This window comes from Paenibacillus sp. FSL R10-2782 (assembly GCF_038592985.1).
GTDB lineage: Bacteria > Bacillota > Bacilli > Paenibacillales > Paenibacillaceae > Paenibacillus > Paenibacillus terrae_C.
On the sequence record NZ_CP151951.1, the window covers coordinates 278,068 to 291,629 of the forward strand.

Below are 13,562 nucleotides of genomic sequence, written 5' to 3' on the forward strand. Positions count from 1 at the left end.
AACTCGTATGAACTTCATCATCGAATATAACGAGAGGCGAGTGAAAGTAGCAGATGATTAGACGGTGTATTTCTTCGTTATTGGTATTATTTCTTATTGCAGGAGTGACCCCTGTACATGCAGCCGCTACTAACTTGGCGTTAAATAAAACTGCAACAGCTAGCAGTATATGGTTCGGTTCTCTTCCAAGTTATGCAGTCGACGGGAATCCACGTAGTGAGTGGGGACCATCAACCGCAAGCGGTTCTCCTTGGCTCAAGGTTGACTTAGGCTCGGTAACACAATTTAATAGTTATATGGTACAGACATTGTCAGATCGGTACAACAGTGCGATCACATTAGAAACAAGCAATGATGATTCAACTTGGACTGTATTGGATACAGTATCTGGAAATACTAGTGTAACTATCAATAAAACATTGCCTCAAGTTGTCAGTGCAAGATATGTGAAGGTTACGATTAATTCGTGGTCTTTTTTTCCTGACATTACAGAATTCCAACTATACAATACCTCGCTGGGGGCGCCAACCGACGTCGCAGCTACAGCAAGTGATGAGCAAGTAACGTTAAACTGGAGCAGCGGGTTGAATGCAACGAGCTATAAAGTGTATCAAGGAACATCGCCAGGTATATACGATGCAGCTCCGGTAGCGACAGTCAACGGCACAACTGCAACAGTAACAGGGCTGACCAATGGTACAACTTATTACTTTGCGGTTAAGTCTAATAACGAACACGGGGAAAGCTCTTTCTCGAATGAAGTGAGCGCAAAGCCACATATGAACCCGCCTGCGGCACCAACAGGACTCACAGCGACAGCCAGTAACAGACAAGTAGCGTTAAGCTGGAACAGTGTTGCCGGAGCTGTCACCTACGATGTTTACAAGGGAACAACATTGGGGTCCTACGAGTCAACTCCGGTTGCGACCGTGAGCGGGGCGACTTATAGCTACACGGAAACAGGTTTAACGAACGGTGTGACGTATTATTTTGTAATCAAGGCAAGCAACGCAGGAGGCAACAGCGACAACTCCAATGAAGCGAGTGCAACGCCTCAAGTTTCAGTACCTGGAGTGCCGGTATTGCTGCCCGCCACAGCGGGAGATTCGCGAGTAAGTTTAACTTGGAATCCGATGATCGATTCCACGGGGTACAAAATATTCAAAAGTACGACTTCCGGGGCTTATGGGGCAGAAGAAACCACGGTAAGTGGCTCGGTATACAGCTATGATGTAACAGGATTGGCGAATGGCACCACATACTATTTTGTCGTCCAAGCAACGAATCCAGCAGGAGAAAGCACTGCTTCCAATGAAGTGAGCGAAACGCCCAAAACCGTGCCGTCATCGCCAACGGATGTAACTGTGACAGCAGGTGATAAACAAGCGACCGTTAGCTTCAATACCCCTGTCGAAAATGGAGGAAGCCCAATAACACGCTACGAGGTCACAGCCTCACCAGGGAATATTACCACAATAGGGACGGCAAGTCCGATCACGGTAACGGGGCTGTCAAATGACACCACGTATACGTTTACGGTGAAAGCTGAAAATGGTGCAGGTAGCAGTGCAGCTTCCACTGTCTCCAAGGAAGTCACGCCAACAGCGCCATCCAGAAACAGAGATAAATCAGTAACGGATACATCATCTGAGTCTTCTACATCGACTATATCGCCAACACAGACCACGTCGCCTGCTCCGGCACCAACTCCTGAACCTGCGCAGCCTACTGTTGATGTATTCAAGAGCAGCATTGTCAATGTAGCAAGCTCAGTTAAGGCTATTGAGTCCAAGGTAGCGGAAGCAAAGCAAGCAAATGTTAAGACTGAATTAGCTGATATTAAAGGGCACTGGGCTGAAAAGGCGATCAATACGTTCGTGAAATTGCAGTTTATCAAAGGTTATGAGAATGGACAGTTCAAGCCTAATGGTAATATTACACGTGCGGAGTTCGCAATGCTTGTCTCTCGCGTATTCGATATTAGCGGCGATGCTGACCATTCCGCAGCTATGAGCGATATCAGCAGTCACTGGGCTAAGGGAGCTATTGAGAAGCTCGCCAGCGCGGGAGTAATTGGTGGATATGGCGACGGAACCTTCAAACCGAACCAAACGATTAGCCGTGAAGAAATAGTTATCATCCTATCCCGTATTGTGAATTTGAGTAGTGTGAATAAAGATGATTCCAAAGGTAACTTTACAGATTTATCGAGTGCAAGCTCCTATGCAACGAACGCAATTAAGGATGTCGCAGAAGCGGGTATTATCACTGGCAAGAGCGATGGCGTATTTGATCCACAGGGCAATGCCACTCGCGCTGAGGCTCTAACAATTATTCTGAATGCATTGAGCCTTCATCCACAAGTTAAGAATCTCGTGGGTTCCTTGGACTAATGTCTTACCTGATATAATTCATATGTAACAGCGGAGCTATATGTCAAAGGTTATCCTGAAACAGTTGGAAAGGACTGTTGCAGGATAACCTTTTGTTTTAGCTGCTGATATGATGTTGCCTATAATACCTCATAAATGGATTGGGTCCATACCACCTCCCTAAATAAGCTAAGTATTGCGGCGGTGGATTTTATCTCTGAAAGCAAACCAATGCTTTATCTTCTCTTCTTTTGAATAAGTATTGACACGGATAGAAAAGTATTATATCTTTATATCAAGATAAATAAATTAAAGATATAACCAATCAAGAAAATATTAAATATGGAGGTAAAGATATGATTGCAATTTTAAAAAGAATTAATCAGCTTGCTCAAAAATCAAAAGAAGTCGGGTTAACTGAAATTGAAAAAACTGAACAAACTGATCTTCGCAAAGAATACCTTCAAATATTCCGGGGTTCTATAAAAAGCATTCTCCTGAATGCTACTATTTATGATCCGCATGGAGACGATATTACTCCTGAAAAACTAAAAAAAGAACAGGCTCAAATAGTACAGCAATGAACTTAATTTTATCCAATATCTTTAATTAAATAATCTTAAAATAAATATGACATGGAGAGTGAGTGATTTTTATGTTGGCAAGTGGATTGTTACTGGTACGTTTGGTGGTTGGATTGTTGTTGGTCGGGCACGGAGCTCAGAAGCTTTTTGGCTGGTTTGGAGGCTATGGTCCAAAAGGTACTGGCGGTTGGATGGAATCGGTCGGAATTAAACCCGGAGTATTCATGGCCGTATCTGCTGGGTTGATGGAATTGCTGGGAGGAGCCCTATTTGCTTTGGGATTACTCACTCCATTGGCTGCATTGTTCATTACCCTGACTATGCTTGGGGCGATTTTCAAAGTACACGGCCAAAACGGGATTTGGGCAACAGCTAATGGCTATGAATATCCGCTAGTTCTGATTGCAGTCGTAGTCGGTATCGCATTGACAGGGGCAGGCTCATATTCCATCGATGCAATACTTAAATAAAAGACTATGAACCTTTAGAACACAACAACCCCTATTCGTCCTGTGTATCTTTAACTACTCAGACGAACAGGGGTTAACTTTTTGTTGTATGGTTATTGTGTCGAAGTTTTTTTTCGTGCGTCTTCATTCGTTTCTTTCTCAGTTAAAAAGTAAAGCAAAGCTAGCAGCGGCAGCGCGACTCCAATCAGAGCACTGAAATTCCAACCTCCTTGCGCATAAGACCAACCGCCTATAGATGATCCAATGGCACCGCCTACGAAAAAAATAGACATGAAGAGTCCGTTTAGACGCCCCCTCGCTTCACTTCCCAAGGAATAAATCACACGCTGCCCAAGTACAAGATTTCCCGATACGGCCATATCTAGTGTAATCGCTGAAAGAAAGAGCAGTATAAGAGCAATTGTCGAATGGTTTTGAACAAGATAGATTAGTAAAAAAGACAAGGCGGCAATGATCATGGCTAGCCCGGTTAAGAATTTGCTCCAGCCTTTATCAGCCCATCTTCCGGCTATCGGAGCTGCTACTGCACCGCCCACGCCTACTAAAGCAAACAATGCAATACCTTGCTGGGACATTCCGAAATCATCCGCTAATCGTAGAGGAACGACAGTCCAGAATAGGCTGAAGGCTCCAAATAGACAGGCTTGATATAGGGCGCGGCGGCGTAATACGGGTGTTTGTTTTAAAAGAGTGCCTAGAGAGAAAATTAATTTTCCGTAAGATACCGTAGGCGCAGGCTTGCGTTCAGGAAGAACTCGCGAGAGCAAAATCGTCAACAGCGTCACAACAATCGCTGACAAAATAAATATGGCTTGCCATCCCCAGATGCTGGTTATAAAGCTTGCCACTGGTCGTGCGAACATAATGCCTAGCAACAGTCCGCTCATTACATTCCCGACAACGCGGCCGCGCTGCTCTTCAGATGCTAAGTACGTGGCATATGGCACCAGTATTTGGGCTACCACCGATCCAATTCCAATGAACAGAGATGCGGTCAGGAACAACGGTGCATTGGGGGCGAATGCGGCTGCGAGCAATGCACCGACTGTAATCACTAACGATACGACCATGAGGCGTCGATTTTCAATAATGTCACTGAGCGGTACGATAAACAGTAATCCCACAACATAACCGATTTGAGTTAAAGTGACAATAAAGCCCGCTGCTGTGGAAGAAAGGCCCATAGCAACATGGATAGGGCCTACCAGGGTTTGAGCATAATAAAGATTGGCAACGATAAGGCCGCATGCGGCCGCCAACAGAAACATCATCCCATTTGAAATACGGTTACTTTCTATGGCTTGTTGTTCTCTTTGCATGATAATCCTCCTCATAATTGTTTAGTAATTGTGCAACAACACTCATTATTTCAGTGCTACCAGAGAAAATAAATACTGAACGTATAGTTCATTAATTTGATAATCAAATAATATACTGAACGTTTGGTTTTGTAAATAGGTAAATTCGTTTTATTTTTTCTCAATATTTGATATACTGAACGTACAGTTTATTTTTTGTTTACTTACATCTATGGAGGAAGGGGGGATTCCAGTGCAGAGTAAAAGAGGACGTCCGCGTAATGTCGAGACGCAAAAGTCTATCCTTAACGCTTCCTATGATCTACTGTTGGAGCATGGCTTTGGGGCAGTTACGGTAGAAAAAATTGCCGAGCGAGCCAAAGTTAGCAAAGCGACCATTTATAAATGGTGGCCTAACAAGGCTGCCGTGGTGATGGATGGTTTTTTATCAGCTACCATAGCGAGATTGCCCGTGCCCGACACGGGTTCTGTACTAGATGATATTCTCATTCATGCCACGAATTTAGTAAGGTTCTTAATAAGTCGAGAGGGTAAAATCATTACAGAGTTAATAGGTGAGGGGCAGCTTGATTCAGGATTATCGGAGGCATATCGAACCCGATATTTCCATCCTCGGCGACTCGAAGCCAGGCTCCTTTTGGAGCGGGGGATGGAGCGCGGGGAATTGAAGAAAAATCTCGATATTGAATTAAGTATAGATCTCATTTACGGACCGATTTTTTATCGATTGCTGGTAACTGGTGATCCATTAGACGATTCCTATGTGCGACAATTAGTAATGAATGCGTTCGAAGGAATTCGCTCGTACTGAATCAGGATTAAAGAAACAAAGAGGATGTCCCAAGGCCTCTTCTTTAAAGCACCAAACTCAGAATTTGGAGATTTTTGATTTTGAGTTGTCGGAAGAGGAAATGAATGTGATTTCGAAGTTCAGCAGTGAGGACGGATATGGGGGCAGGACCCCAAAGCTTATGAAGAATTATAATGCGGAAGGATAGACTCCTCTCCAATTGATTAGCCCACTCAGAGAGCGGGCTTTTTCTGTTTCATGAGCTAGATTGTAAATGGACTGTAGGTCAAATACTCAAATGTCAGGGAATTGAACCCTTTTTTCCGAATTTGATGTATTATATGGTAGGAATGCAGTCTTTTCGAAGGGAGACCATGATGGGGATTCTGTCGAGATTTAGGGATATTATGAAAATGAATGTTAACGCCTTATTAGACAAGGTGGAAGATCCGGAGAAGACAATTGACGATTACATGCAGAACCTGAACATTGACCTGGGCAGAGTGAAAGCGGAAACCGCTTCGGTGTTGGCGGATGAGAGAAGAGCGAAAAGAGCTTTGGATGAATGCAGAGCGGAGATCAAAAAGCTCCAGCATTATGCTATGAAGGCAGTGGAAGCTGGCAATGACGAGAACGCTCGAAAGTTTCTGGAGAGAAAGGTAACGCAGGTGGAGAAACGGGGACAATTCGAAACCGCTTATGACTTGGCTTCATCAAACGCCGCAAGTATGAAACAAATGCAGGATAAACTGGTGTCCGATATGAACCAATTGGAAGCACGGCGCATCAATCTAAAAGGGAAAATGGCGGTTGCCAAAGTACAGCAATCATTGAACGCCATGGGCGGTCAGGATTCCGTATTCGAAGCTATGGAAGAGAAGGTTAATCGGGCTTATGATGAAGCAATGGCTATAGCCGAGCTTAGAGCAGGGACGCAGGACGATCTGGATGATTTATTCGCACAATATGAGAAAAGCACGAGTGCAGAGGACGAATTGGCTGCAATCAAAGAAAAACTGAAAGATCGGAAATAACAGTTCTTTATGATAGAGGTGAGCAGATGCCGGTTATCGAATACAAATGCCCAAACTGCGGCAGTGGCATGGTCTTTGACAGTGAAACAGGAATGTTATCCTGTCATAGTTGCGGAAGAAAGGACAATATCGAGTATTTCCCTGATCCTCTGACGAATCAAGTTTTTCTAGAAGACGAGGCCCAGGAGTATCATTGCACCAGCTGCGGAGCAGTCATTATGACTGAAATGGAGACAAGCGCCACGGTTTGCAGTTTTTGCGGTTCAGCGGTTGTGCTCGGCGATCGACTGACAGGGGAGCTGGCTCCCGCGCAGGTCATTCCTTTTTCGATCAGTAAGGAAGAAGCTATGCAAGCTTTCCGAAAATGGTGCAAGAATGGCCGTCTGACGCCGAATCGGTTCATGACAGCAGACCGAATCAAGGGAATCACCGGGATGTATGTGCCTTTTTGGTTGTATGAATTACATAATAAAATTGAGGTTCAGGGTCAGGGCAAAAAAGTGAGAACCTATACGAGTGGGGACTACGAGTATACGGAAACGCAGCATTTTGATGTATACCGGAAAATTCGTCTCAATTACGTGAAGGTTCCGATTGATGCCGCGGAGAAAATGAACGACGAGCTGATGGATAAATTGGAGCCTTTTCCATACGATCAGCTAAAAAGCTTTAAAACTCCGTATCTCGCCGGCTACATTGCGGAGAAATACAGTTATAACGACGAGGAGCTTTTCCCGCGAGTGAAAGAAAAAGTGAAGGAATATATTGATGCTTATATTCAGTCATCGGTGTCAGAGTATACTGCTGTGGACTATACGGATAAGCAAATTGATACCACATTAAAACAAGCTGATTACGTCCTGCTCCCGGTATGGGTCATACACTATGACTACAATCGATTGGAGCATACGTTTGCCATGAACGGTCAGACGGGCAAGGTAGTCGGCAAGCCTCCAATTAGCAAGCTCAAAGTGACTGCCTGGTTTGCAGGCATTTCCGGTGTCTCTTTCCTTTCATTGAAGCTAATCACTTGGGTGATTATGGGGGGGATGTTTTAATGAAAAGGGTTGGACTGATCCTGGCAATCTTGTTTTTCTTCGCTGCTTTTCTAGCCATTCCTGTGGAAATAAAGGCCGAAGCGGCTACAACGGAATGGAAACCATTGATTTATGATGAAGCGGGTCTGCTTAATCAGACAGAGTATGATGAGCTGAACACGATGGCTAACCAATACGGGGCTGAAAGAGAGACGGATATTATTATTTTTACCTCCAGTAACCCCGACAATATGGATGTTATGAAAATGACGCAGGACTTTTATGATGATCATGGACCTGGATATGACAGGTCTCATGGAAATGCGGTTATTTTAACGCTGGACATGCGAAATAGAGAGATTTATTTGGCCGGATTTTACAAAGCAGAGCGGTATCTGGATGACGACAGACTGGATAAAATACGTGACGAAATTAGCCCGTACTTGACGAGCAGTAACTATGAGCTTGCATTCCAAAAATATATTTTAAGTGCGCACAGGTATTTGGGAATCCGACCAGGGGTGAACCCGGACAGTATATTTTATAGTATTGCGTTTCAATTGGTGGCTTCACTGGTATTGGCGGGGATTATCGTGGGGAAGATGGTTTCCAATTCCGGCGGCCGTGTTACAGTCAATCGGCAGACCTATGAGGATGCCAGCACTTCGGGGATTTTGGAGCATCGGGATCAATACCTCCACACCACAACAACGAAACGTAAGATCGAAAAGAGTAGCAGTAGCAGCGGCTCAAGCGGGGGCGGAACCACCAGTGGCGGTCATTCGCATAGCGGTAGCAGAGGTTCATTTTAACTGAGGGGATGGGAACAAAATGGGATTCTTCAGAAACCAATTTGCGAATGTGGTAGAGTGGGAAGAATTTAGAGATGATATGATTTTTTGGAAATGGAGCAACCGGGAGATTAAAAAAGGAAGCAAGTTAATGATCCGCTCCGGCCAAGACGCGATTTTCGTAAATAACGGCAAGATCGAAGGGATTTTCGAGAATGAAGGATCTTACAATATAGATTCTGAGATTATCCCGTTTCTGTCCACATTAAAAGGGTTCAAATTTGGCTTTAACAGTGGCATGAGGGTAGAGGTTTTATTCGTTAATACGAAGGAGTTTACCGTCAAATGGGGGACGCAGAATCCGGTGTTGATCCCGACTCCCCAGCTTCCGGGCGGGATGCCTATCCGTGCCAACGGCACGTTTAATTTTAAAGTAGATGATTATGTTACGCTCATCGATAAGATTGCCGGGATGAAAGATAGTTATCTGGTGGAGGATGTTAAAATCCGGATTACTTCTGTGCTGGATCAGTTGTTAATGAAGTGGATCAGCAGAGAAGGGAAGGACATGTTTAACCTGCAAGCGAATGCTTCCGATATTTCCAAAGGCATTCAAGAGGATCTGGATATGCAAGTGATGGACAACGGGATGACGATTACAGGCTTTCACGTGATGAGCTTCAATTATCCTCAAGAAATTCAGGATATGATTACGAAGACGGCTTCTCATGAAATGATCGGTAATTTGCAAAAGTATCAACAGGTCACAATGGCGGACGGTATTGCATCTGGCAACGTAAAAGGCGGCGGCGCTGCTTCGGACATGGCGGGTATGATGATGGGGATGAATATAGCGAATGAAATGATGAAAAATTTGAACCCCAACTCCAACCCAAAGCCTTCGGCCGAGCCTCAACCGGACTCTGCTGCTCCCTCTCCTGATGGAGACCACAAAAAGCCCAATTTCTGCCCTAACTGTGGCGTGAAAAACGAAGGAGCTAACTTCTGTCCGAATTGTGGTCAGAAACTTTGAACGTGTAGCCCATGAGGTCGGCCAACAAATAGATGGTCGTTGGATTGCATTTGGAATTAAAGAAAGCAATTCATCAATGGAGTGAAAAATTCACTCTAGCAAGGATTGCCCATCTGAAAAACCGCTCATTGAGCGGTTTTTTTGTCACAATAAAGGATTGAAACATGTGGGCAGGATAAGGTACTATAGTTACATAGTATATATTTATATTAATAATTAGTTATTACATTAACAAAATATATGTATAGGAGCAACGAAGATGACCAAATTCCAAGATCAAATCATTGCGCAGTACAAGTTTGATGATGCGGGGAACGTCGGCAAAGATAGCTCAGGGCAAGGTAATGACGGGGTTGCTTCCGGCACAGTAGCACCAACAATCTCCAATGCCAGCGGCAGAATGGCTTTAACGCTAGAGGGAGGTCCTAATGGTACATCCTATATACAGCTTCCTTCTGATCTGCTTAAAGATGTAAGCGATAACACGGGTGTCACGGTGACTGCTTGGGTAAGCTTCGGCAAATTCATTGATATGTGGGAACGTGTTTTTGACTTTGGCAAAGCCCATACAGGGCCCTATATGTTCATGACACGGAATCTGCGCGGGACTCTTTTCGCCGAGGCAGATCTGGCTGTAGATCCGGGGAGAGGCTTTGTGCGAGATGAGTGGATGCACATAGCCATGTCCGTGTTCGGTACAAAAGGCGGTACATTAAGCAGTGCGGGTCCGGTTGTGTATGTGAACGGCGAGGTCGTAGCGGATGGCTCCATCAGCCAAACCTCCAGCGGCAACTATGCCAAGCTGCGCAGATGGTTTGAGACGTTTACAGATTCGTCCAACTACAGCAACAATTTTATCGGTCGTTCCCAGCATGCAGCGGATGTGGATTTTTCCGGTTTCCTATCGGACTTTCGCGTGTACAAAGCGGGTTTATCAGCAGACGAAGTCATTGAAGTCATGTGCGAGTCATTGACAGACGAAGAGGTTGTGAAGCTCGCCAAAGATAAATATTTGTCCTTCCCAACGACGATTGTAACCAAGGACTTGTCCCTGCCAACGGTCCTCATGGGTGGTAGAGTAGAAGTGACCTGGAAATCCAGCCATCCTGAGACACTCTCTGACAACGGTCAGGTTCAGGCAATTACCTCCGCACAGGGGGTGACCATTACAGCCTTTTTGACGAAGGGCCTAAGCCGTATTGAAAAAAGCTTTGAAGTATCCGTCCTTCCAGAACAGCTACCTCCTTACACTATGACCATTCATGGAAATAGGGAAGTCATGGATATCAGTGAAGTGATGTACGGCTTGTTCTACGAAGATATCAATAATGCAGCGGATGGCGGAATTTATGCGGAGCTTGTTCAGAATCGTTCCTTCGAGTCCTTCGTGTTTGATACCTATTCCCATGCTTCCGGTGAATGCGGCTGCTCTACGGGGCGTAACCGTAACCCTTTGTTTGCCTGGTCTGGTGATACGGACAAGATGACTCCGCAAAATAGCGGCGGATTAAATGAATTTTTAGGTGCTAAAGACAAAGATGTGAACTCTTATTATGTGACGGTAGCGGATGGTGCGACTATTCGGAATAAGGGCTTTTCGGATTCTAACCAGAATTGCGCCATGTCTATCCAAGCGGGTGACAAGTATGATTTCACCATCTGGGCGAAGGCCGAGTCGGCAGGCACGATCACGTTACAACTGCAAGATGCGAATGAGAAGGGGATTAGTGATTCGGTAAATGTACAGGTGGAAGGCGGCAACACGTGGAAGAAGTACGGCATAGATTCCAGGCTTGTGCTGACAGGCACGGCTACGGTGCTGGGGCAACTGGCGCTGACGTTTGACGGGGACATTTCGATGGATATGGTTTCCTTGTTCCCACAGGATGTGTGGGGTGCAGGGGAGGAGACGCGATCCTCATCGGCACACGCCAACTTCCAAGGGAATCCCAACTATAGACTGAGAAAAGATCTGGTGAACGCGCTGGTCGATATGCATCCAAAGTTCCTGCGTTTTCCGGGCGGTTGTATCTCTGAAGGTTCGTTTATTTGGGAAAACGTATACGACTGGAAGGAATCTATTGGTGATATCGAGCTGCGCAAGGAAAACTTTAATGTATGGGGCTATATGATGACCATGGGCCTTGGTTATATGGAGTATTTCCAGTTGGCCGAAGATCTGAATGCAGCTCCGCTTCCGGTTATGGCCTGCGGCGTTCTCTGCCAAGCTCGTTCCGATTATGCTCATCCGGCTGGAGGCGCATTAAGAGAGTACTATATCAAGAACTTCACAGACCTGATCGACTTTGCGATTAATGTGGATTTCGAGAACAATGAATGGGCCGCCATGCGTAAAAAAATGGGCCATGCAGCTCCGTTCGATCTGCACTATCTGGGTGTAGGGAACGAAAATTGGGGCGTCGAGTTCTTTGCCAACTTTGAAGTGTTCAAAACGTCTATTGATGCGTACATGGAGGAAAACTATCCAGGCTATGAGCTGCATATCATCTCCACGGTTGGCGCTCAAGCAGACGACGATGCATATCAGCAGGGCTGGAAGTTCCTGAGCGGTAATATCACCGGTTCGGCTAAGGTCGCTTTTGCAGATGGTGCCCAAGTGACCGAAGAAACCGTGACCTGGTATGAGAAGCAAAAAAATTACATGGACACCATTGCAGATGAGCACTACTACCGTTCCAACGAGTACCTGCTTCATAACGCGGACCGATATAATTATTACTATAGAGCGTATAACGCAGACGGCAGCATAGACTGGAAGGAAACGTCCAAGGTGTTCGTGGGTGAGTATGCGTCCACGGATAAAAATACATTGGCAGGTGCAGTAGCAGAGGCAGCGGTGATGACGGGCTTCGAAAATAATGCCGATGTCGTTCTGTTGGCTGCCTATGCGCCCTTGTTCAACAAGGTGCTGACGGACGGAACCTATAGATGGACCCCGGACTGCATCTGGTTCGATGACGAAACGGTGTGGTTTACGCCAAACTACTATGTACAGCAAATGTATGCTAAATATTTAGGTAATAAAGTACTGGCGACCTCTTTTTCCACTTACAAAAACGGCAAGCCAATAGACCTCATTCCGCAGGGTGGAATCGAAATTGCGACAGGCAACGCCGAGGTGATCGTTAAGCGTGTGACAGTCACGTCCAACAAGGATGGTTGCGTGCTGCTGGATCAGGACTTTTCCCAGGAGTTGAATCCAGCTTGGCAGGTCATTCCGGGCTCCGTGGGATCTACGGTGGAGGCAGGCAAGGGGCTTGTCCTCCAAGCTCAAGCCAGCGGTCTGAACGGCCTGTACATTTTGGACGACCAATGGACGGATTATAAGGTGGAGGTTGTGGCTTCCCGCATTTCTGGCACGGACGGTTTTTATGTGGGTGCGGGTCTTACGGATATTTCCGCAGAGAAAAAGGACGTGGTCGAATATGCCGTTGGCTATGGCGGCAAGGCAACGGGCGTGAAGGTGTACAAGCAAGGGGTGGAAGGCTATACCTTAGGTGACTACTCTTCCAGTACAGCGGCAGGCAACCTGAGAGCGGCCAGCTATGAAGAGCTTGCTGATCATACCGATTACACCATAACGGTGAACTACGGTGGCGAAACGGGCAACAGCCTGATCTGCTCTTACACCGACGGAGAGACTACCAGCAAAGTGCTGGACTACAAGCTGGAGGCTTACAACAGAGATGTGTTCAACTCGGTGACCAAAGATGCGGAGCATGTATATGTGAAGCTTGTGAATGCCGATAACGTGGGTAAGGCAATGCAGTTGAACCTTCAGGAATTGAGTGTGGAGTCCAGCGCCAAGCTGATTACATTAACTGGCGATGCTTCTCTGGTTCATGTACCTAATGTGAATAAAAAGAATGATGAGAAGGTTGTGCCTACTGAGCAGCAGGTTTCGCTCAGTAATAACGCGATCCTTCTGCAATTACCTGCTAATTCGGTGAATGTACTGATGCTGGATCTTAAAGCATAGGCAAACTGAGGCACGTAATCATGTGTAGAAAATTTGAAAAACCCGCTCACTGAGCGGGTTTTCTTTGGGTGAAACTAGTGTTAAAAAAGTCCTAGACCCCCGTGGTTTTAACGATGTAATCAAACGAGTTCA

The 13,562-nt window shown here is 45.7% G+C and carries 10 protein-coding genes; 9 read left to right on the plus strand and 1 reads right to left on the minus strand.

What is annotated here, in order from left to right; all coding sequences use genetic code 11:
* The first annotated feature begins 53 nt into the window (after positions 1-53).
* From NST83_RS01270 to NST83_RS01280, 3 genes are all read left to right on the plus strand, one after another.
* Positions 54-2,393: an S-layer homology domain-containing protein gene (locus NST83_RS01270; RefSeq protein WP_342416285.1), complete on the plus strand. Its 2,340-nt coding sequence runs from the start codon at positions 54-56 to the stop codon at positions 2,391-2,393.
* Positions 2,394-2,728: 335 nt separating this feature from the next.
* A complete protein-coding gene (locus NST83_RS01275) occupies positions 2,729-2,956 on the plus strand; it encodes a DUF896 domain-containing protein (RefSeq protein WP_342416286.1) in 228 nt (75 codons plus the stop codon).
* 71 nt (positions 2,957-3,027) lie between these two features.
* Positions 3,028-3,426 carry a DoxX family protein gene (locus NST83_RS01280; protein WP_342417847.1) on the plus strand — a complete coding sequence of 133 codons (399 nt, stop codon included), beginning with the start codon at positions 3,028-3,030 and terminating at the stop codon, positions 3,424-3,426.
* A gap of 92 nt (positions 3,427-3,518) precedes the next feature.
* On the opposite strand, the gene NST83_RS01285 is transcribed toward NST83_RS01280, so the two are convergent.
* A complete protein-coding gene (locus NST83_RS01285) occupies positions 3,519-4,745 on the minus strand; it encodes an MFS transporter (RefSeq protein ID WP_342416287.1) in 1,227 nt (408 codons plus the stop codon).
* A 232-nt stretch (positions 4,746-4,977) separates the two neighbouring features.
* Between NST83_RS01285 and NST83_RS01290 the strand changes: the two genes are divergently transcribed.
* From NST83_RS01290 to NST83_RS01315, 6 genes are all read left to right on the plus strand, one after another.
* Positions 4,978-5,556, plus strand: a complete 579-nt coding sequence (locus tag NST83_RS01290; RefSeq protein ID WP_342416288.1) for a TetR/AcrR family transcriptional regulator — start codon at positions 4,978-4,980, stop codon at positions 5,554-5,556.
* 356 nt (positions 5,557-5,912) lie between these two features.
* Entirely contained in the window at positions 5,913-6,569 is a 657-nt protein-coding gene (locus NST83_RS01295; RefSeq protein WP_342417848.1) for a PspA/IM30 family protein, read from the plus strand.
* 26 nt (positions 6,570-6,595) lie between these two features.
* A complete protein-coding gene (locus tag NST83_RS01300) occupies positions 6,596-7,627 on the plus strand; it encodes a TFIIB-type zinc ribbon-containing protein (RefSeq protein WP_342416289.1) in 1,032 nt (343 codons plus the stop codon).
* Entirely contained in the window at positions 7,627-8,418 is a 792-nt protein-coding gene (locus tag NST83_RS01305) for a TPM domain-containing protein (RefSeq protein ID WP_137061217.1), read from the plus strand. The genes NST83_RS01300 and NST83_RS01305 overlap by 1 nt, the downstream gene beginning before the upstream one ends.
* Before the next feature lie 19 nt (positions 8,419-8,437).
* Entirely contained in the window at positions 8,438-9,430 is a 993-nt protein-coding gene (locus NST83_RS01310) for an SPFH domain-containing protein (RefSeq protein WP_342416290.1), read from the plus strand.
* A 259-nt stretch (positions 9,431-9,689) separates the two neighbouring features.
* A complete protein-coding gene (locus NST83_RS01315) occupies positions 9,690-13,430 on the plus strand; it encodes an alpha-L-arabinofuranosidase C-terminal domain-containing protein (protein ID WP_342416291.1) in 3,741 nt (1,246 codons plus the stop codon).
* The last annotated feature ends 132 nt before the right edge of the window (positions 13,431-13,562 follow it).